We start from the raw sequence: 19,049 nt of genomic DNA, 5'->3' as shown, positions 1-19,049 counted from the left end.
TTAAAGGGTCTCGGATCCGGTCAGGCGCAAAAGGGTTTTGCGCAGGATGGGGCTGTCGGCCTGGGCTTCGAAGCCCTTGGCCCATACCTGGCGGGCTTCGCGGCGCTTGCCATTAGCCCAAAGCACTTCGCCCAGGTGGGCGGCCACTTCGTGGTCGGGGAAGTTGGCAAAGGCTTGGCGCAGGTAGGTTTCAGCCTCGTCGAGGTTGCCCAGACGGTAATTGACCCAGCCCAGGCTGTCGAGTACCGCCGGGTCGTCCGGGGTCAGCTGGTGGGCCTTGTCAATCAGCGCCTTGGCTTCGGTGTAGCGGGTGGTACGGTCGGCCAGGGTGTAGCCCAGGGCGTTCAAGGCCATGGCATTTTCCGGCTCGCGGGCGATGATGGCGCGCAGGTCCTTTTCCAGTTGGCCAAGGTCGTCGCGCTTTTCGGCCAGCATGGCGCGCGTGTACAGCAGGTTGAGGTCGTCCGGGTAGCGCTGGATGGCTTGCTGCAGCACCTGGCTGGCCTGGGCGTCCTTGTTGTTGTTGCTGTAACTTTCCGATTCGATCAGGAACAGCTGGATGGCGTAGTCCGGCTGGGCTTCGCGGGCCTCGGCGAGCAGGCGTGAAGCCTCGGTGCCGCGGCCGTTGGCAATCAGGATGTCGGCCTGGCGCAGCTGCGCCGGCAGGTAATCGGGGCCAGGGCCGACCAGGGCGTACTCGCGCAGGGCGCCAGCGGGGTCGTGGCGTTCTTCGCGGATGCGGCCCAGGTTCAGGTGTGCGGCGTCGACGTTGCTGTCGCGCTCGACCAGCTCCTGCAGGTAGCCTTCGGCTTCATCCCAGTCTTTGTTTTCCAGGCACACCAGGGCCAGTGAGTAACGCAGCTCGTCATCGTCGGGGTATTGCTGGACCAGGCTGAGGAACTCGCCCTTGGCATCGCCGATGCGGTCCTGTTCGACCAGGGTGCGGGCATAGGTCAGGCGCAGGCGCTTGTCATCCGGGTTGTCGCGGATCGCGCCGCGCAGCAGCGGCAGGGCCTCGGGGCCACGGTCCAGGGCCTGAAGCAGGCGGGCGCGCAGCAGGATCGGGGCAATTTCGCCGTTTTGCGTCGGGTGCGATTCGAGTAGCTCCAGCGCCTCTTCAGCCTTGCCGTCCTGGTTCAGCAGCAGTGCCTTGCCGAATATCAGCTGGCCGTTGTCGGGGTATTTCACCAGCAGGCGCTCGAAGCTTTGCAGCAAGCCGTCGCGGGTGCTCTGGTCGGTTTCGGCGGCTGACAAGGCGAGGAAGTCGAAGTGAGTGTCGCCTTGGCCCTGCAGCACTTTTTCCATGTAGGCCATGGCGTCGTCATAACGGCCGGCGCGGGCTAGCTGGATGGCGGCGGCGCGCTGGGCGTCGAGGTTCTGCGGGTCATTGCGGGCCCAGACCAGCGCGTTATCCAGCGCCGGCTCGTCGGCGCCGAGGTATTCGGCAATGCGGTAGGCACGCTCGGAAACCCCGGGGTCCTGGGTTTTTGCTGCCTGGTCGGTGTAGTTGGCCAAGGCGATATCGAAGCGGTTGCGCTGGCCAGCCAGTTCCGCGACCAGCAGGCTGTACAGCGTGTCCTGCTTGAACGAGCCATACACCACGGGCTTTTCCGCCTCGCCCTTGCCGGCTTCGGCGATGGGAGGCTCGGCCTTTTGCGGGGCCAGGTTCTGGCAGCCCTGAAGCAGGGCGAAGGCAAGCAGCAATGCGTATGGTTTGTTCATAGAAGGCTTTAGGAGGACTCACCGGCGGTCGGAGCATGATGACACAAGCGCGGGGGCAAACCCACCTGCGAAGGTATGAAGCTACGCTCAGCACATGCAGACCGCGCAGCGCGCGCAGGGTTCGCCCGGGCATTGCCACGATGCCCAGCGCTCGCTCGCGCTCACGCTCTTGTTTCTGCTTCTGCTTCTGCTTCTAAGCGCGCGATAGTTCAAGCGACGCAGATTGCGACCTCAGGAGGCCGAGCGCAGGGCTTGCGCAGGGAGGTGACGGGCATGGATGCCCGTCAAGCGCTGGGCCCCAGGATGGGGCCTGCAGCGCGGTCCTCCCGGGAGCAAGCCCGGAGCGAGGGGACCCCGGAGCGAAGCGCAGGGGCCGGATGATGGGAGCGGACGGCTTTGGTTACTTTGGCCAAGACCAAAGTAACCCGCCGGAAGGGCGGAAAGGTGACTTGGCGCCACCTGCGCGAACGAATGTCTACACTGTGCTAAGGCCCACATCGCAAGAAGCGAAAAGCGGATCTGGCTGTTTTGGTTCAGCGAACAGTCCATTTGCGATGGCGACGCTGACTCACCTTTTCGCCCTTACGGCGAGTCACTTTTTGTCAAACGCGACAAAAAGTAACCAAAAAACGCTGCGCTCCCATCATCCGGCCCCTGCGCTTCGCTCCGGGGTTCCCTCACTCCGGCCTTGCTCCCGGGAGGGCCGCGCTGCAGGCCCCATCCTGGGGCCCAGCGCTTGACGGGCATCCATGCCCGTCACCTCCCTTCGCAAGGCCTGCGTTCGGCCTCCTGAAGTCGCGAAAATCAAAAGCAGATCAAAAGCCAGATCAACAGCAGATCAAAAGCCAGATCAAAAGCGGGAGTGAAAGCTGAAATCAACGCTCATCCTTGCCCGCGAGCGGCGATAGCCGCAGCGCTATCAGCGCAATAGCGAACGGTGGTTGTTCTAATACCTGTGAAAGAGGACAATTATCGGCTTCCCGTCACAACCAGCGACCTTGCATGGCCTTTCTTGCACTTGGTATCAACCATAAGACTGCCTCGGTAGACGTACGCGAGCGCGTGGCGTTTACCCCAGAGCAGCTGGTAGACGCCCTGCAGCAGCTCTGCCGGCTGACTTCCAGCCGCGAAGCGGCGATCCTGTCGACCTGCAACCGCAGCGAGCTCTATATAGAGCAGGACCACTTGTCTGCCGACGCCGTGCTGCAATGGCTGGCCGACTATCACCGCCTCAGCCTGGACGAGTTGCGCGCCAGTGCCTACGTGCATGAAGAGCATGATGCCGTTAAGCACATGATGCGCGTGGCTTCGGGCCTGGACTCGCTGGTGCTCGGCGAGCCGCAGATCCTCGGCCAGATGAAGTCAGCCTACGCCGTGGCGCGGGAGGCCGGCACCGTCGGCCCGTTGCTCGGGCGCCTGTTCCAGGCCACCTTCAGCGCCGCCAAGCAGGTGCGCACCGACACCGCCATTGGTGAAAACCCGGTATCGGTGGCGTTTGCCGCAGTCAGCCTGGCCAAACAGATTTTCAGCGACCTGGGCCGCAGCCAGGCCTTGTTGATCGGTGCCGGCCAAACCATCACCCTGGTCGCCCGCCACCTGCATGAGCAAGGAGTGCGGCGTATCGTCGTGGCCAACCGTACCCTGGAGCGGGCCAGTACCCTGGCCGAGCAGTTTGGCGCACACGCCGTACTGCTGGCCGACATCCCCCAGGAACTGGCCAACAGCGACATCGTCATCAGTTCCACCGCCAGCCAGTTGCCCATCCTGGGCAAGGGCGCGGTCGAGAGTGCGCTGAAACAGCGCCGGCACAAGCCGATCTTCATGGTCGACATTGCCGTGCCGCGCGACATCGAACCTGAAGTCGGCGAGCTGGACGACGTGTACCTGTACACTGTCGATGACCTGCATGACGTGGTGGCGGAAAACCTCAAGAGCCGCCAGGGCGCAGCCCAGGCGGCTGAAGAACTGGTCTCGGTGGGCGCCGAGGATTTCATGCTGCGCCTGCGTGAACTGGCGGCGGTGGACGTGCTCAAGGCCTACCGCCAGCAGAGCGAGCGCCTGCGTGACGACGAATTGCAAAAGGCCCAGCGCCTGCTGGCCAACGGCGGCAACCCCGAGGACGTACTGGCCCAACTGGCCCGGGGGCTGACCAACAAACTCCTGCATGCGCCCAGCGTGCAGTTGAAAAAGCTCTCGGCCGAGGGCCGCCTTGATGCGCTGGCCATGGCCCAGGAACTCTTTGCCCTCAACGAGGGCTCCACGGACAAATCCCCGCAATGAAAGCGTCGCTGCTGAACAAACTGGATATCCTCCAGGACCGCTTCGAAGAGCTCACCGCACTGCTCGGTGATGCTGAGGTCATTTCCGACCAGACGCGCTTTCGCGCGTATTCCCGTGAATATGCCGAGGTCGAGCCGGTCTACGCTGCTTATAAAGAGTGGTGCAAAGTCCAGGGTGACCTTGAGGGCGCCCAGGCATTGCTCAAGGACAGCGACCCGGACCTGCGTGAAATGGCCGTGGAAGAAGTGCGTGAAGCCAAGGAACAGCTGCTGACGCTGGAGGCGAAGCTGCAACGCATGCTGCTGCCCAAAGACCCCAACGACGGCCGCAACGTGTTCCTCGAAATTCGCGCCGGTACGGGTGGCGACGAGGCGGCCATCTTCTCTGGCGACCTGTTCCGCATGTATTCGCGCTACGCCGAAAAACGCGGCTGGCGCCTGGAGATCTTGTCCGAGAACGAAGGCGAGCACGGCGGCTACAAGGAAATCATCGCCCGTGTCGAGGGTGAGCACGTGTACGGCAAGCTCAAGTTCGAGTCTGGCGCACACCGTGTTCAGCGCGTGCCGGAAACCGAATCCCAAGGCCGCGTGCACACCTCCGCCTGCACAGTGGCGGTGCTGCCCGAGCCGGACGAACAAGCAGCCATCGAAATCAACCCGGCCGATCTGCGCGTGGACACCTACCGTGCATCGGGCGCGGGTGGTCAGCACGTGAACAAGACCGACTCGGCGATCCGTATTACCCACTTGCCCACCGGTATCGTGGTCGAGTGCCAGGAAGAGCGTTCGCAGCACAAGAACCGCGCCCGTGCCATGTCCTGGCTGTCGGCCAAGCTCAACGACATGCAGACCAGCGCAGCACAGAATGCCATTGCCAGCGAGCGCAAACTGCTGGTGGGGTCCGGTGACCGTTCCGAGCGCATCCGCACCTACAATTATCCACAGGGTCGGGTAACCGATCACCGTATCAACCTGACCTTGTACTCGCTGGACGACATCCTCAGCGGTGGCGTGGACGCAGTGATCGAACCGCTGCTGGCCGAATACCAGGCCGATCAACTGGCTGCCCTGGGGGACTGATGACCATCATCGCCAGCTTGCTGCGCAACGCGCAGCTGCCCGAGTCGCCCACCGAGCGGCTGGATGCCGAATTGCTGCTGGCTGCTGCCATCGGCAAGTCGCGCAGCTACCTGCACACCTGGCCCGAGCGAATCGTCAGCAGCGAAGATGCCCAGACTTACGCCGGTTACCTTCAGCGCCGCCGTGGCGGCGAGCCGGTCGCTTACATCCTCGGGCAGCAGGGCTTCTGGACGATCGACCTGGAAGTGGCGCCGCATACCCTGATCCCGCGGCCGGATACCGAGCTGTTGGTCGAGACTGCCCTTGAGCTGCAACCCGCCTCGCCGGCCAAGGTCCTTGACCTGGGCACCGGTACCGGTGCGATTGCCCTGGCCCTGGCCAGCGATCGCCCGGCCTGGCAGCTGACTGCAGTTGACCGGGTGGAAGAAGCCGCTGCCCTGGCCGAGCGCAACCGCCAACGTTTGGGTCTGAGCAACGCGCAGGTGCGGGTAAGCCACTGGTTCGACAGCCTGGCCGGCGAGCGTTTCGACCTGATTGTCAGCAACCCCCCCTATATTGCCGCCGCAGACCCACACCTGGTGGCCGGTGACGTGCGCTTCGAGCCCAGCAGTGCACTGGTGGCCGGTGCCGATGGCCTGGACGACCTGCGCGTGATCGTTGCCCAGGCCCCCGCGCACCTGTTGCCCGGTGGCTGGTTGCTGCTGGAACATGGCTACGACCAGGCAGCGGCGGTACGCGCTTTGCTGGCTGAGCAAGGCTTTATCGAGGTCGCCAGCCGAACGGACCTGGGCGGCCATGAACGCATTACCCTGGGGCGCCTGCCATGCTGAGTGATCAGGAACTTCTGCGTTACAGCCGGCAGGTATTGCTGGCCCAGATCGACATCGACGGCCAGTTACGGCTCAAGCAGAGCAAGGCACTGATTGTCGGCCTTGGCGGCCTGGGCTCCCCGGTGGCACTGTACCTGGCTGCCGCCGGGGTGGGTGAGCTGCACCTGGCCGACTTCGACACCGTCGACCTGACCAACCTGCAACGCCAGGTGATTCACGACAGTGCCAGCGTCGGCATGAGCAAGGTCGATTCGGCCTTGCAGCGCTTGCAGGCAATAAACCCGGAGATCGGTCTGGTTGCCCATCGCCAAGCCCTGGACGAAGATTCGCTGGCTGCCGCTGTGGCGGCAGTCGACCTGGTGCTGGACTGCTCCGACAATTTCGCTACTCGTGAAGCGGTCAACGCGGCCTGTATGGCTGCTGGCAAACCACTGGTGAGCGGCGCGGCGATCCGCCTTGAAGGGCAGTTGTCGGTGTTTGACCCTCGGCGCGACTACAGCCCCTGCTACCACTGTCTGTACGGGCATGGCAGTGACGATGAACTGACCTGCAGCGAAGCTGGCGTGATCGGCCCGCTGGTGGGTTTGGTGGGCAGCCTGCAAGCGCTGGAGGCAATGAAGCTGCTGGCCGGCTTCGGCGAACCGCTGGTGGGTCGTCTGCTGTTGATCGATGCTCTCGGCACCCGTATCCGTGAGCTGCGCGTCAAGCGCGACCCGGCTTGCGCAGTTTGCGGCAAGCGCGATGGCTGAGCGTTCGGCGCCGGTCGGCGTGATGGACTCGGGGGTCGGCGGTTTGTCGGTACTCGCCGAAATCCAGCGCCTGCTGCCCAACGAGACGCTGCTGTATGTGGCCGACTGCGGCCATGTGCCTTACGGTGAGAAGTCGCCGGACTATATACGCGAGCGCTGCCGGCATATTGCCGGGTTCTTCCAGGCACAAGGCGCCAAAGCCATGGTCCTGGCCTGTAACACCGCCACGGTGGCGGCGGTGGCTGACTTGCGCGAGCTGTACCCGACTTGGCCGCTGGTGGGCATGGAGCCGGCCGTGAAGCCTGCTGCTGCCGCCACCCGCTCGGGCGTGGTCGGTGTACTGGCAACTACCGGTACCTTGCAAAGTGCCAAGTTTGCAGCGCTGCTGGACCGCTTCGCCAATGACGTCCAGGTGATTACTCAGCCATGCCCTGGGCTGGTCGAGCTGATCGAGACCGGTGACCTGGCCAGCCCGGCGCTTCGCCAGATGCTGCTTGGCTATGTGCAGCCGTTGCTGGCCGCCGGCTGCGATACGCTGATCCTCGGTTGCACGCATTACCCCTTCTTGCGCCCGTTACTGGCCGACCTGGTGCCAGCGGACGTGGCGATCATCGACACCGGCGCCGCTGTGGCGCGTCAACTGCAAAGGCTGCTGGGTGCCAATGACCTGTTAGCCGAAGGCCCGGCCGGCGACACCCGCTTCTGGACCAGCGCTGACCCAGAATTCCTCCGAAAAATCCTGCCTGTGCTGTGGCATAAGTCCGACGATGTGCAAAGCTTTGCGTTGTGAAAAAAACGTGAAAAACAGCTGAACTATCGTTCCACTTCTGCTTTCTACCGCTTGCCTGATTGAGGCGGACACTAATAACAGCATCAGGAAGAAGGATGTTTCTCATGAGGAAACTGCTCGGCTTGGCGGCGGCTGCCGCCTTTACTTTGGGTCAAGCAATGTCGGCACAGGCTGCCGACATTTCGGTTTCGGTGGGGCAGACCGGTGACTCGACCATGGTCTACCGGCTAGGGCTGCAATCGAACTGGGACGCAAGCTGGTGGCAGACCAGTGTTGGTCGGCTGACCGGATATTGGGATGGGGCCTATACGTATTGGGACGGCGACGAGACGGCGAGCAACCATAGCTTGTCGTTCGCGCCAGTGTTCGTTTACGAATTTGCCGGGGAGTCGGTGAAGCCCTACATCGAAGCGGGGATCGGTGTAGCCGCGTTCTCCAGCACCGAGCTGGAAAGCAACGAGCTGGGCTCGGCATTCCAGTTCGAGGACCGCATCGGCTTTGGTTTGCGCTTTGCAGGGGGGCATGAGATCGGGGTGCGGGCGATCCATTATTCCAATGCGGGCATCAAAGAGCCTAACGATGGTGTGGAGAGCTATAGCTTGCACTACCGCATGGCGCTCTGAGTTCACCTGCACAGGCCTTTTCGCGGGTGAACCCGCTCCCACAGGGAATGCACGATCCTCAAAGGGTGTGCGTTCTGTGGGGGCGGGGCTAACGCCGATTTCAGGGGCTTAGCGCGTCAACGGCCATAGGCTGCTGAGTTCCAGCGCCTCCAGAACCAGTTCCGGTTCAGCTTGCGGCCACCGACGCAACAACGCTTCAGCAACGCTCTGTGGCGTCCATTGCTCCGGTATCGCCTGCGCCGACGTCACCGCTACCTTGAGCGACTGTGGCCCTACTATGGTCAGGCCTACCCCTTGAGCTTTCAAGGCCTGGCGCTGCTCACGCATCCACTGCGGCAGGTTGTTCCAGCCTGCAGTTACCTGCGTCGGGGCATACAATTGCAATGCCGAATAGCGGTTGAACACTGCCAACACCTGCGGTGAATCCCCCTTGGCCAGCAGGGGCAAGGCATGGCCAAGGCACTGCTCAGCCGCCAGCTGGTTGCTTGTGACGATCGCCTCGAACAGGTCGCTGTCCGCTACGTCGTCTGGCAGATAATCGCTGGTACCGGCATTGATGATCAGACCATCCAGCGAGCACCAGGCATGGCCTATCTGCTGGCAGGCATCCGCTGCATTTGGCTCGGCATGCAACTGCCAGGGCAGGCGCAAGAAACGCCGACCATGTTGTGCTGCCAATCTTTCCAGTTCATCGCTTTCCTTCGTACTGGCGGCAACGCGGTGGCCCTGTTCGAGCAAGCGTTCCACCAAAGCCAGACCTAGTCCATTGCTGGCGCCCGTAACCCAAAAACTGCGTGAGTTAGTCAAGACGTTGTCCTCTAATCCTGCCGGCGGGGAAGGCCCTTGAAAGCTTCTATTGCACGCTGGCGACTGCTGCTGAGATCGACCATAGGACTGTGATACAAATTAGTAGCAAATAGATCCCTGGATTTCATCGGTTCATGGATATTTTTCTCATCTATGTCACGTAGGTCCGGCAGCCAGTGCCGAATGAAATGCCCCTGAGGGTCGAAACGCTGAGACTGTGAAATCGGGTTGAAGATACGGAAGTAGGGCACTGCGTCCGTTCCGGTGGACGCGCTCCACTGCCAACCGCCATTGTTGGCCGCCAGGTCACCGTCTATCAAGTGGCGCATGAAGTGCCGCTCGCCCTTGCGCCAGTCGATCAGCAGGTTCTTGCTGAGGAACATGGCCACGATCATGCGCAGCCGATTATGCATCCATCCGGTGTGGAGCAACTGGCGCATGGCGGCGTCGATGATCGGGAAACCCGTACGGCCCTGTTCCCAGGCTTCAAGGTCGGCCGGTGCATCACGCCAGGGCAGGGCTTCGGTCTGGGCGCGGAAGGCACGGTGTCGCGAGACCTGAGGGTAACCGCACAGGATGTGCTTGTAGAACTCGCGCCAGAGCAGCTCGTTGATCCAGGTCTGCACGCCCGTACTGCCACTGTCGAATTCGCCCCGGTTGCTGGCCAGTGCACCGTGCAGGCACTGGCGAGGCGATATCACGCCGGCGGCCAGGTAAGGCGAAAGCTGGCTGGTACCAGGTTTGGCAGGTAGGTCACGCAGTTGCTGGTAGTCATCAATGGCTTCGTCGAGAAAGCGGGACAGCCGCCCCTGCGCCTGCGCTTCACCCGCTGGCCAGTGTTCACGCAGAGCGCGGGCGGGTGTTTCAAAACCGTCCACGTGTTGCGGAACAGGGTCGGCAGGGATGTGCAGCGGTGCCTGCCGCTTAACCCGGTGGGCCAACGCGGGCAGGCTGCGATGCAGGTGCTCCAGGCAGGTTTTCTTGAACTGGCTGAAAACCTGAAAATAATCGCCACTGCGGGTGAGGATGGTGCCCGGGCGGAAGAACAGCTGGTCGAGGTGGCTGTGTGCCTGAATGCCCGACTTTTCTAGCAGGGCGCGGGTGGCATCATCGCGGCGCTGCTCGTTGATGCCGTACTCTTCGTTCCAGTGAACGCTTGCCACCTGATGTTGGCGGCATACCTCCAGCACGGCTTGTGGTGCCTGCTCCCAGGTGTCTATCTTGCGGATCAGCAGGGGGATATTCAGGCCTTCCAGCGATTGGCGCAGGTCGCGCAGGCTGCGCAGCCAGAAATCGACTTTGCAGGCGGCGTCATCATGGGCCTGCCATTGCCCGGGGCTGATCAGCCACAGGGCGATGGTGGGTCCGCGCTCGGTGGCGGCGCTGAGCGCGGTGTTGTCATCGATGCGCAGGTCACTGCGCAGCCAGGTCAGGTGCATGGGGCATTCATCTCTACAGGCAGGCGGTCATGGGCTTGAAGCAAGCTCAATGCCACTTGCGGGGTGTCGAACAGGGCGAGGTTGGGCAACTTGAGGGCACGCAGCTGCGCTTCATGCAGCAACAGCGTCGGGCCGCCGGCCAGGATTGGCATGGGCAGGTTGTGCAGGGTGCGTTGCAGTGCCTTGCCATCGATGCGGGGCCCCAGGTGCAGAAGTACGGCGCGGGGGCTGAGCGTGCTGACGGCGCGTTGAAGGTGCGGGCCGGCAACGGGGTGCTCCAGCACCTCGACCGGGAACCCGTTGCTGGTGAACAGCCAGGCGCAAAGCCATAAACCGGGGCTGAAGACACGTTCACTGTCTTCCACCAGCAACACCGCAGGGCCCTGCAGCAGCTGGTTGTCATGGTAGACGCGGGCACCAAGCTTGCTGCGTAGCCAGCTGTGGAAAAACACCTGTTCCAGCTGCGCATTGAAGTAACTACGCCAGCGCAGGTCGAGGAGGTCGAGCAGCGGCAGCAGCAGTTGTTCGCACAGGGTAACGGCCGGGTACAGGGCCATGGCCTGGTTGAGCTGCTGGTCAAGGGCGCGCTGGGACAGGTTGGCAATGGCCTCGACCAGCTGGAATTGTCGGGCCTGCCAGTCACCTTTGGGCGGTGTGCCGGAGGGTTTGTCCAGCAGCTCGCGTACCTGGCCGACCGATGCTCCACGCTGCAGCCAGCCAAGGATTGCCTCGACCCGTTCCACCTGATCCAGCGGATACAGGCGATGCCCCTTGGCGGTGCGCTGCGGCTTGAGCAGGCCATACCGGCGCTCCCAGGCGCGCAGGGTGACCGGATTCACCCCAGTGCGACGGGCAAGTTCGCCGATGGGCAGCAAGGTTTCAGACTGCATTGCGCAAGCCCAGACTTTCCGGGTGCGGCTGCAGGTAGGCCTGTTGCAGCAGGTACGGGTCTGGATGCTTGCGCAAATGGTGCTTGAGCAGGGTCAGCGGTACCACCAGCGGCACCACGCCTTGCTGGTACTGGCTGATGATTGTCTGCAGCTCGGCTTTGTCTTGCTGCGTGAGGTTGTCCTTGAAATAGCCGCTGATGTGCTGCAGCACATTGCAATGGGTGCCGCGGCTGGCACAGCGTCTCAGGGCCTGCATCAGCTGGCTGAAGTAGCGTGGGCCGATGGTTTGTGGGTCGTCATCCTTGCTCATGCTGCCGAGCAGGCGGCCCAAGGTGCGGTAGGCCTGGGGGTTGTTGGCCATCACCAGGTATTTGTAACGCGAATGAAAGCGCACCAGGCTTCCACGGCTAAGGCCCTCGGCCAGCAGGCGCTGCCAGTCGGCGTAGGCGTACACGCGGCTGATGAAGTTCTCGCGCAGCACCGGGTCATGCAGGCGACCTTCTTCTTCCACAGGCAGGTCCGGGCGTCTTGCGCAGAACGCTTGGGCATACACGCCGCGCCCCCCCTGGATGGCCGGGTGGCCATTGTCCTGATACACCTTGACCCGCTCCAGGCCGCAAGAGGGCGATTTCTGCATGAAAATATAGCCGCAGATGCTGTCGAGCTCGGCGGCCATCTGCTCGCCATAGTTGCGTAGCGGGCCGGTCAGGTCCATGCCTGGGTTACGGGTACCGACCACTTCCGGTCGTTCGGGATTGCCGACGAGGCGGATCGGGTCGCGCGGTATGCCCAGGCCGATGGCAACTTCCGGGCACACCGGCAGCCAGTCGAAATGGGCGCCCAGTTGCGTACGGCACAGGTCTGAGGCCTTATGGCCGCCGTTGTAACGCACGCTGTGCCCGGTCAGGCAGGCGCTGATGGCGATACGCGGCTTGCTGTGGGCTGAAGTGTCGTGCATGGCTGTCTCCCGTAAACCTGTACGAGTCTAAAATCTTGTACAGGTTTATTCCAGCACAGCCCGGAAGTTATGCAAACTAGAATTTGTGTATGGCGCTAAATCATTCCAGGTGTTCGAGCAGTCTGCGCGCCGCTTCCTGGCCGCTGAGCCACGCGCCTTCGACTCGCCCGGACAGGCACCAGTCGCCGCAGGCATACAGGCCTTGGTCAGCATCGGCCAGTGCGCCCCACTCGTGATTGCTGCTGGGGCGCGCATAGAGCCAGCGGTGGGCCAGGGCGAAGTTAGGCGCCGGCACCACGCAGCCGACCAGCTCGGCAAACTCGCCCCACAGCTGTTCGATCACTTCTTCCTTGGGCAGGTCGATGTGCTGCCGGCTCCAGTCAGACGTGGCGTGCAGCACCCAGGTATCGAGTTGCTCATCGCGGCCGGGCTTGCTGCGGTTACGGGCCAGCCAGTCAAGCGGGTTGTCCTGCACGAAGCAGCCTTGCATCGGGGTGTCCAAAGGTGTCTGGAAGGCCAGGGCGACCGCCCACACAGGTTCCATTTGCACGCCCGCAGCCACCGCGGCAAGTTTTGGGGTGGAGGCCAGAAGTGGCGTGGCCTGCGGTGCCGGCACGGCAATCACCACCCGGCTGTAAGGGCCATGGCTGCAGCCTTCGGTGTCTTGCAGGTGCCAGTATTGCTTGCCACGGAACACCTCGGCGATACGGCAGCCGAAGTTCACCGTCACATCCTTGAGCAGGCCACGGGTAATGGCGCTCATGCGTGGCACGCCTACCCAGCGGGTCTGTTCGTCAGGGGAGGGAGTGAGCTCGCCATCACGGTAGTTGTACAGCTGTGGCTTCCACTGCTCGGCCCAGCCCGCGGCAACCCACTGTTGCACCTGCTCGACGAAGCGCCGGTCCCGGGCAGTGAAGTACTGGGCGCCGAGGTCCAGCGCGCCGGCCTCGCTGCGCTTGCTGGCCATGCGCCCGCCACTGCCGTGGCCTTTGTCGAACAGATGCACGGATTGCCCGGCCTTTTGTAGGGCCTGGGCGGCTGACAAGCCGGCGATACCGGCCCCGATGATGGCAATAGGTACTGTCATGATGGCCTCTTCAAACCTTGCTGTTAGCAGACTACGCTGTCAGGCAAACCTGTACAATCCAGAAATTCTGTATAAGGTTATACCGCTTTGGCGGTCAGGTTGGCCTATGTTTATCCGAGAGCGTCGGGTCAAAAAAGTGCCTTGATGTTAAAAATAGACCACCGCCGCATTCTGCGAGGACACAGCCATGCATATATTGCTGACAGGCGGCACCGGGTTGATTGGCAAGCATCTTTGCCAGTACTGGCTTGGCCAGGGGCACCGGCTTACGGTTTGGAGCCGGCGACCTGAACAGGTGGCGAAAATATGTGGCAGTGGCGTGCGTGGCATCGCCCGGCTGGAGCAACTGGAGGCGGACGATCACCTTGATGCGGTGGTCAACCTGGCCGGTGCGCCGATTGCCGATCGGCCCTGGACGGCTGCCCGGCGCAACCTGCTGTGGGCTAGCCGGGTCACCCTGACCGAGCAATTGCTGACTTGGTTGGGCACCCGTGAGCAACGCCCGGACGTGCTGATCTCCGGGTCTGCGGTGGGCTGGTACGGTGACGGTGGCGAACGCGAGCTGACCGAGGCTTCGCCACCGGTACGCGAAGATTTCGCCAGCCAGTTGTGCATTGCCTGGGAAGAAACGGCCCAGCGCTCCCTGGCACAGGGGATCCGCGTGGTGCTGGTGCGCACCGGGCTGGTGCTGGCCAGCGATGGCGGCTTTTTGTCGCGCCTGCGCGTGCCCTTCAAGCTGGGGCTGGGCGGGCCATTGGGTGATGGGCGGCAATGGATGCCGTGGGTCCATATAGACGATCAGGTCGCCCTGATTGATTTTCTCTTGCAGCAAAAGGATGCCAGCGGTCCTTATAATGCCTGCGCCCCGGAGCCGGTGCGTAACCGTGAGTTCGCCAGGCGCCTGGGCCGGGCCCTGCATCGGCCGGCGCTGCTGCCGGTGCCGTCATTGTTGCTCAAGGCTGGCCTGGGGGAGATGTCGACCTTGCTGCTGGGCGGCCAGCGGGCACGCCCGGTACGCTTGCTGGCGGCTGGCTTCACCTTCCGTTTCAACGATCTGCAATCGGCCCTGGACGACCTGTCCAGCCGCCTCTGACATAGGACGCTGCATGACCGATCACGCCCTGCTGCTGGTCAACCTGGGTTCTCCGGCATCCACCTCGGTTGCCGATGTGCGCCGCTACCTCAACCAGTTTCTGATGGACCCGTATGTTGTCGACCTGCCCTGGCCGGTGCGGCGCTTGCTGGTGTCGCTGATACTGCTCAAACGCCCGGAGCAGTCGGCGCATGCCTACGGCTCGATCTGGTGGGAGGAAGGCTCGCCGCTGGTGGTGCTGACCCGCCGTTTGCAGTCCGCAATGGTCGAGCACTGGCCCCATGGCCCGGTGGAGATTGCCATGCGCTATGGCCAGCCAGCCTTGCCCGAAGTGCTGGAACGCCTGGCAGCTCAAGGCGTGCGCAAGGTGACCTTGGCACCGCTTTATCCACAGTTTGCCGACAGTACCGTGACCACTGTGGTCGAGCTGACCAAACAGGTGGTCAACGAACGCCAGCTGCCGCTGCAGATGCGCGTGCTGCAGCCGTTCTACGAGCACCCTGAATACATCGAGGCGCTGGCTGCCAGCGCCCGGCCTTACCTGGAACAGGATTACGACCACCTGTTGCTGAGCTTCCATGGCTTGCCCGAGCGGCACTTGAAGAAGCTGTTTCCGAAGGGCAGCAAGCACGACCTGCGTACCGCCGATTGCTGTCACGGTGCATCCGCCGAGGTGCGTGCGGTGTGTTACCGCGGGCAATGCCTGGCTACGGCCAAAGCCTTTGCGCAGAGCATGGGCATACCGGATGGCAAATGGTCGGTATCGTTCCAGTCACGGCTGGGTCGGGACAAGTGGATCGAACCGTACACCGAGACGCGGCTGGATGAGCTGGCCAAGGCCGGTGTGAAAAAGTTGCTGGTGATGTGCCCGGCGTTCGTGGCCGATTGCATCGAGACGCTGGAAGAAATCGGTATGCGGGGCAGCGAACAGTTCGTCGAGGCTGGCGGGCGGGAGCTGGTGCTGGTGCCATGCCTGAATGATCACCCGGAGTGGGTGAGGGTGCTGGCGCAGATGTGCGAAAAGGCCTGACATTGCGGCTGCCTGTACCGGCCCTGTCGCCGGCAAGCCCGCTCCCACAGGAGCAACACAGTAGCTGAAGCCTGTGGTGTACCTGTGGGGGCGGGCCTGCTGGCGATAGGGGCGGTTCGGGTTAAAGCCGGATCAAGGCAAGTGATCATCCAGCTGCTTGTGCTTCCATCCATCATTACCCGGCAGGATCAGGTTCAAGGCAATCGCCACGATGGCGCACAGGGCGATGCCCTTCAGGCCCCAGTCGTCCGGGCCGTCACCGCTGCCGATCAGTACGCCGCCGATACCAAACACCAAGGTTACCGACACGATCACCAGGTTGCGCGCTTCGGCCAGGTCGATCTTGTGGCGGATCATGGTGTTCATGCCCACCGCCGCGATCGAACCAAACAGCAGGCACAGAATACCGCCCATCACTGGCACCGGGATGCTTTGCAGCAGCGCGCCGAACTTGCCGATGAACGCCAGGGTAATGGCGAAGACCGCCGCCCAGGTCATGATCTTCGGGTTGTAGTTCTTGGTCAGCATCACCGCGCCAGTCACTTCGGCGTAGGTGGTGTTTGGCGGGCCGCCGAACAGGCCGGCCGCCGTGGTGGCCAGGCCGTCACCTAGCAAGGTACGGTGCAGGCCAGGCTTTTTCAGGTAGTCACGGCCGGTCACGCTACCGACCGCGATCACCCCGCCGATGTGCTCGATGGCCGGCGCCAGGGCAACCGGGACGATGAACAGGATGGCCTGCCAGTTGAACGCCGGTGCGGTGAAATTGGGGATTTCCAGCCACGGTGCGGCGGCTATCCGGGCCGTGTCGACCACGCCAAAGGCGAACGACAGGGCAAAGCCCACCAGCACGCCGGAGATGATCGGGACCAGGCGGAAAATACCTTTGCCGAACACGGCGACGATCAAGGTTGTCAGCAGGGCTGGCATGGAGATCAGCATGGCGGTCTTGTAGGGCATCAACGCAACGCCGTCCCCACCCTTGCCCATTGCCATGTTGGCGGCAATCGGTGCCATGGCCAGGCCGATGGAGATGATCACCGGGCCGATCACCACAGGCGGCAGCATGCGGTCGATAAAACCGGTGCCTTTGATTTTTACCATCAGGCCCATGAAGGTGTACACGAAACCTGCAGCCATCACGCCGCCCATGGTCTCGGCCAGGCCGAACTGGCCCTTGGCGAGGATGATCGGGGTGATGAAGGCAAAGCTGGAGGCCAGGAAAACCGGTACCTGGCGGCCGGTAACCAGCTGGAACAGCAGCGTGCCGATGCCGGCGGTGAACAACGCGACGTTCGGGTCGAGGCCGGTGATCAGTGGCATCAGCACCAACGCGCCAAATGCCACGAAGAGCATCTGCGCGCCCGAAACGACCTGGCGCCAGAGCGGGTCGTTGAAGCCGTCCTGCATGGTCAGGCGTCCTTTTGCTTGGTGCCGAAGATCTTGTCACCGGCATCGCCCAGGCCCGGCACGATGTAGCCGTGTTCGTTCAGGCGCTGATCGATCGAGGCGGTGTAGATCTTCACGTCCGGGTGGGCTTTTTCCACCACGTCGATGCCTTCTGGCGCGGCGACCAGGACCATGGCCCGGATCTCTTTGCAGCCGGCCTTTTTCAGCAGGTCGATGGTGGCGACCATCGAACCGCCGGTGGCCAGCATCGGGTCGATGATCAGGGCCAGGCGCTGGTTGATGTCCGGCGCGAGTTTTTCCAGGTAGGTATGGGCTTCGAGGGTTTCTTCGTTGCGGGCAACGCCGACGGCACTGACCTTGGCACCCGGGATCAGGCTGAGCACGCCGTCGAGCATGCCGATGCCGGCGCGCAGGATGGGGACTACCGTGATCTTCTTGCCGGCAATTTTTTCAACTTGCACCTTGCCACACCAGCCGTCGATCTCGTAGGTTTCGAGTGGCAGGTCCTGGGTGGCTTCATAGGTCAGGAGCGCGCCGACTTCCTGGGCGAGTTCGCGAAAATTCTTGGTGCTGATATCGGCACGGCGCATCAGGCCGAGCTTGTGGCGGATCAGCGGGTGGCGGATCTCACGAGTGGGCATAGGGGGCTCCGAAAGGCGGGCAAAAAAACCGCGCTAGATTAATCTATTCAACCTGTGCTGTCGTCTGGTCATTTTGGACGTTAGTCCATAAATGCTTGATCTGGGACGAGCGGATGCGTACCTTTGCCCGCTTTTCCAAAATGCACCCCCGGAGAGCGCCATGTCCGCCGATCTCGAGCACATCCGTCAAGTCATGCGTGAAGCTGACTGCCTGTACACCGAAGCCGAAGTCGAAGCGGCTATCGCCAACGTCGGCGAGCAGATCTGCAAGGACCTGCACGACAAGAACCCGGTGGTGTTCTGCGTGATGAACGGTGGCCTTATCTTCTCCGGCAAACTGCTGACCCACTTGCAGTTCCCGCTCGAAGCTTCGTACCTGCACGCCACCCGCTACCGCAACCAGACCAGCGGCGGTGAGCTGTTCTGGAAGGCCAAGCCGGAAGTGTCGTTCATCGACCGTGATGTGCTGATCGTCGACGACATCCTCGACGAAGGCCACACCCTCAGCGCCATCATCGAGTTCTGCAAGCATGCCGGCGCACGCTCGGTGTACACCGCGGTGCTGATCGACAAGGACCACGACCGCAAGGCCAGCCCGGACCTCAAGGCCAACTACGTGGGCCTGCCGTGTGTCGACCGCTACATCTTCGGTTACGGTATGGATTACAAAGGCTACTGGCGCAATGCCAACGGCATTTTCGCCGTCAAGGGGCTGTAATCAAGCGCCGCCCTGCATGCTAGAGTGCTCCTTCATTCAAGGAGCCTCACATGCGTGCGATTCTTCCCCTCCTGTTGGCGGTCAGCCTGCCACTGGCCGCCGCACCGCTGCACAGCCAGTTCCTGCCGCCTGACGACCAGTCACTGCGCCAGGAAGCGCCGACCGGCCAGCAACTGCTGCAAGTGACCGATTACTCGGTGGTGGTGGGGGCCCAGCGCCAGTCCGACCAGCAGCCTATCCCGATCACCTCTTCGTTGCAGGTGCGCCTGAAGGGAAAGCCATTGAGCAAAGGTGCGACCATCGCCCAGGTGCTGCTGACCTTCGATGGCGAAGCGGCCAAGAGCCTGAAGAAGCCTGTGTATGACGAAAAAAGCCGCACCTTGAGCCTGAATTACCCGGTCAGTGACTACCGGGTGATCATGGACCTGCTACGCAACGAAACCTTGTATGTGCAGTTTCTCACCTACGGCAATGGTCACATCTGGGCCGACCTGCACACTGGTACCGTACGTACGCGTTGAGGCACGCGGCCTGCGAGGGGTAAACTGCCGGCCTTCGAAATCCCGTGATGGTCCAGTTGGAGTCGGCAATGCGTAAAGACAAGAAACAGGTAATCGGCGACGAAATCAGCGACGACTACATCAAGTCGTTCCTTCAGTTCGAACCGGCCGATGGTGTGACCTCGCCGTCGCTGCACAAGCTGGTCAAGGCCTACCGTGGGCTGCGCGTAGACGATTTCGAGCGCTTTGTCGGCTTCTTTGTCGAAGCTGGCCTGGACCTGGATGGCCAGGACGAGCACGGTAAAACCTTCGTTGAGCAGATCGCCGACCAGCGCAATGCGCCTGAGTACATCGAGATCATCGACCGCGCCCGCGGTTGATAGAGATCCAGGCACAAAAAAACGCC

Annotated in this window: 19 protein-coding genes; 11 read left to right on the top strand and 8 right to left on the bottom strand. The window is 62.5% G+C overall.

Translation table 11 applies throughout. The features are described 5' to 3' along the window. Window positions 1–1,722 carry a tetratricopeptide repeat protein gene (locus J3A71_RS25225; protein ID WP_016484864.1) on the bottom strand — a complete coding sequence of 574 codons (1,722 nt, stop codon included), beginning with the start codon at window positions 1,720–1,722 and terminating at the stop codon, window positions 1–3. A gap of 1,002 nt (window positions 1,723–2,724) precedes the next feature. Here J3A71_RS25225 and hemA point away from each other — a divergent pair. From hemA to J3A71_RS25195, 6 genes are all read left to right on the top strand, one after another. After that, window positions 2,725–4,002: a glutamyl-tRNA reductase gene (gene hemA / locus J3A71_RS25220; RefSeq protein WP_209953466.1), complete on the top strand. Its 1,278-nt coding sequence runs from the start codon at window positions 2,725–2,727 to the stop codon at window positions 4,000–4,002. Further along, window positions 3,999–5,081: a peptide chain release factor 1 gene (gene prfA / locus J3A71_RS25215; protein ID WP_016484867.1), complete on the top strand. Its 1,083-nt coding sequence runs from the start codon at window positions 3,999–4,001 to the stop codon at window positions 5,079–5,081. The genes hemA and prfA overlap by 4 nt, the downstream gene beginning before the upstream one ends. Further along, the gene (gene prmC, locus J3A71_RS25210; protein ID WP_016484868.1) at window positions 5,081–5,911 is read left to right on the top strand and encodes a peptide chain release factor N(5)-glutamine methyltransferase; all 831 of its coding nucleotides are present in this window, start codon (window positions 5,081–5,083) and stop codon (window positions 5,909–5,911) included. The genes prfA and prmC overlap by 1 nt, the downstream gene beginning before the upstream one ends. Further along, window positions 5,905–6,660 (top strand): molybdopterin-synthase adenylyltransferase MoeB, encoded by a 756-nt coding sequence (locus J3A71_RS25205; protein WP_016484869.1) that lies wholly within the window; start codon window positions 5,905–5,907, stop codon window positions 6,658–6,660. The genes prmC and J3A71_RS25205 overlap by 7 nt, the downstream gene beginning before the upstream one ends. Beyond that, a complete protein-coding gene (murI, locus tag J3A71_RS25200) occupies window positions 6,653–7,450 on the top strand; it encodes a glutamate racemase (RefSeq protein WP_016484870.1) in 798 nt (265 codons plus the stop codon). Before J3A71_RS25205 ends, murI begins: the two co-directional genes overlap by 8 nt. Before the next feature lie 104 nt (window positions 7,451–7,554). Continuing rightward, the gene (locus J3A71_RS25195; protein WP_024717663.1) at window positions 7,555–8,073 is read left to right on the top strand and encodes an acyloxyacyl hydrolase; all 519 of its coding nucleotides are present in this window, start codon (window positions 7,555–7,557) and stop codon (window positions 8,071–8,073) included. A 108-nt stretch (window positions 8,074–8,181) separates the two neighbouring features. Here J3A71_RS25195 and J3A71_RS25190 read toward each other — a convergent pair whose 3' ends face one another. From J3A71_RS25190 to J3A71_RS25170, 5 genes are all read right to left on the bottom strand, one after another. Beyond that, entirely contained in the window at window positions 8,182–8,880 is a 699-nt protein-coding gene (locus J3A71_RS25190; RefSeq protein WP_023047683.1) for an SDR family NAD(P)-dependent oxidoreductase, read from the bottom strand. Between the two features lie 11 nt (window positions 8,881–8,891). Further along, complete coding sequence (phrB, locus tag J3A71_RS25185) at window positions 8,892–10,319, bottom strand: deoxyribodipyrimidine photo-lyase (protein ID WP_060517697.1); 1,428 nt, start codon at window positions 10,317–10,319, stop codon at window positions 8,892–8,894. Beyond that, window positions 10,310–11,209: a MerR family transcriptional regulator gene (locus J3A71_RS25180; protein ID WP_102668018.1), complete on the bottom strand. Its 900-nt coding sequence runs from the start codon at window positions 11,207–11,209 to the stop codon at window positions 10,310–10,312. The genes phrB and J3A71_RS25180 overlap by 10 nt, the downstream gene beginning before the upstream one ends. Then, window positions 11,199–12,167 (bottom strand): DUF523 and DUF1722 domain-containing protein, encoded by a 969-nt coding sequence (locus J3A71_RS25175; protein ID WP_102668019.1) that lies wholly within the window; start codon window positions 12,165–12,167, stop codon window positions 11,199–11,201. The genes J3A71_RS25180 and J3A71_RS25175 overlap by 11 nt, the downstream gene beginning before the upstream one ends. A 100-nt stretch (window positions 12,168–12,267) precedes the next feature. After that, window positions 12,268–13,254 (bottom strand): NAD(P)/FAD-dependent oxidoreductase, encoded by a 987-nt coding sequence (locus J3A71_RS25170; protein ID WP_016484876.1) that lies wholly within the window; start codon window positions 13,252–13,254, stop codon window positions 12,268–12,270. A gap of 187 nt (window positions 13,255–13,441) precedes the next feature. Here J3A71_RS25170 and J3A71_RS25165 point away from each other — a divergent pair, with 187 nt between their 5' ends. Together J3A71_RS25165 and hemH are read left to right on the top strand one after the other, a co-directional pair. After that, window positions 13,442–14,347 (top strand): TIGR01777 family oxidoreductase, encoded by a 906-nt coding sequence (locus J3A71_RS25165; protein ID WP_016484877.1) that lies wholly within the window; start codon window positions 13,442–13,444, stop codon window positions 14,345–14,347. Between the two features lie 13 nt (window positions 14,348–14,360). Continuing rightward, entirely contained in the window at window positions 14,361–15,377 is a 1,017-nt protein-coding gene (hemH, locus tag J3A71_RS25160) for a ferrochelatase (RefSeq protein WP_102668037.1), read from the top strand. Window positions 15,378–15,509: 132 nt separating this feature from the next. Here the strand turns inward: hemH and J3A71_RS25155 are convergent, their stop codons facing one another. Together J3A71_RS25155 and upp are read right to left on the bottom strand one after the other, a co-directional pair. After that, complete coding sequence (locus J3A71_RS25155; protein ID WP_016484879.1) at window positions 15,510–16,784, bottom strand: uracil-xanthine permease family protein; 1,275 nt, start codon at window positions 16,782–16,784, stop codon at window positions 15,510–15,512. 2 nt (window positions 16,785–16,786) lie between these two features. Further along, window positions 16,787–17,425, bottom strand: coding sequence for a uracil phosphoribosyltransferase (gene upp, locus J3A71_RS25150; protein ID WP_016484880.1), 639 nt, complete (start codon window positions 17,423–17,425; stop codon window positions 16,787–16,789). Between the two features lie 160 nt (window positions 17,426–17,585). Between upp and J3A71_RS25145 the strand changes: the two genes are divergently transcribed. The 3 genes from J3A71_RS25145 (at window position 17,586) to J3A71_RS25135 (ending at window position 19,023) form a co-directional block, all read left to right on the top strand. Next, a complete protein-coding gene (locus J3A71_RS25145; RefSeq protein WP_012270498.1) occupies window positions 17,586–18,143 on the top strand; it encodes a hypoxanthine-guanine phosphoribosyltransferase in 558 nt (185 codons plus the stop codon). A gap of 50 nt (window positions 18,144–18,193) precedes the next feature. Continuing rightward, a complete protein-coding gene (locus J3A71_RS25140; RefSeq protein ID WP_016484881.1) occupies window positions 18,194–18,664 on the top strand; it encodes a hypothetical protein in 471 nt (156 codons plus the stop codon). A gap of 68 nt (window positions 18,665–18,732) precedes the next feature. Continuing rightward, on the top strand, window positions 18,733–19,023 hold the full coding sequence (locus J3A71_RS25135) for a PA4642 family protein (RefSeq protein ID WP_060517691.1): 291 nt from the start codon (window positions 18,733–18,735) through the stop codon (window positions 19,021–19,023). Window positions 19,024–19,049: the final 26 nt, after the last annotated feature.

Origin of the sequence: Pseudomonas sp. PvP089 (assembly GCF_017875165.1) — a bacterium.
Classification (GTDB): Bacteria; Pseudomonadota; Gammaproteobacteria; order Pseudomonadales; family Pseudomonadaceae; genus Aquipseudomonas; species Aquipseudomonas fortuita.
The sequence above is the reverse complement of the archived record's forward strand: the minus strand, read 5'-3'. Positions and strand labels throughout refer to the sequence as shown.

Coding starts and splice junctions, on each gene's coding strand:
- phrB (WP_060517697.1), bottom strand. CDS start 10,319: ATGCACCTGACCTGGCTGCGCAGTGACCTGCGCATCGATGACAACACC.
- J3A71_RS25205 (WP_016484869.1), top strand. CDS start 5,905: ATGCTGAGTGATCAGGAACTTCTGCGTTACAGCCGGCAGGTATTGCTG.
- J3A71_RS25180 (WP_102668018.1), bottom strand. CDS start 11,209: ATGCAGTCTGAAACCTTGCTGCCCATCGGCGAACTTGCCCGTCGCACT.
- J3A71_RS25175 (WP_102668019.1), bottom strand. CDS start 12,167: ATGCACGACACTTCAGCCCACAGCAAGCCGCGTATCGCCATCAGCGCC.
- J3A71_RS25170 (WP_016484876.1), bottom strand. CDS start 13,254: ATGACAGTACCTATTGCCATCATCGGGGCCGGTATCGCCGGCTTGTCA.
- J3A71_RS25145 (WP_012270498.1), top strand. CDS start 17,586: ATGTCCGCCGATCTCGAGCACATCCGTCAAGTCATGCGTGAAGCTGAC.
- J3A71_RS25140 (WP_016484881.1), top strand. CDS start 18,194: ATGCGTGCGATTCTTCCCCTCCTGTTGGCGGTCAGCCTGCCACTGGCC.
- J3A71_RS25155 (WP_016484879.1), bottom strand. CDS start 16,784: ATGCAGGACGGCTTCAACGACCCGCTCTGGCGCCAGGTCGTTTCGGGC.
- J3A71_RS25195 (WP_024717663.1), top strand. CDS start 7,555: ATGAGGAAACTGCTCGGCTTGGCGGCGGCTGCCGCCTTTACTTTGGGT.
- J3A71_RS25165 (WP_016484877.1), top strand. CDS start 13,442: ATGCATATATTGCTGACAGGCGGCACCGGGTTGATTGGCAAGCATCTT.
- J3A71_RS25135 (WP_060517691.1), top strand. CDS start 18,733: ATGCGTAAAGACAAGAAACAGGTAATCGGCGACGAAATCAGCGACGAC.
- murI (WP_016484870.1), top strand. CDS start 6,653: ATGGCTGAGCGTTCGGCGCCGGTCGGCGTGATGGACTCGGGGGTCGGC.
- prfA (WP_016484867.1), top strand. CDS start 3,999: ATGAAAGCGTCGCTGCTGAACAAACTGGATATCCTCCAGGACCGCTTC.
- prmC (WP_016484868.1), top strand. CDS start 5,081: ATGACCATCATCGCCAGCTTGCTGCGCAACGCGCAGCTGCCCGAGTCG.
- hemH (WP_102668037.1), top strand. CDS start 14,361: ATGACCGATCACGCCCTGCTGCTGGTCAACCTGGGTTCTCCGGCATCC.
- J3A71_RS25225 (WP_016484864.1), bottom strand. CDS start 1,722: ATGAACAAACCATACGCATTGCTGCTTGCCTTCGCCCTGCTTCAGGGC.
- hemA (WP_209953466.1), top strand. CDS start 2,725: ATGGCCTTTCTTGCACTTGGTATCAACCATAAGACTGCCTCGGTAGAC.
- upp (WP_016484880.1), bottom strand. CDS start 17,425: ATGCCCACTCGTGAGATCCGCCACCCGCTGATCCGCCACAAGCTCGGC.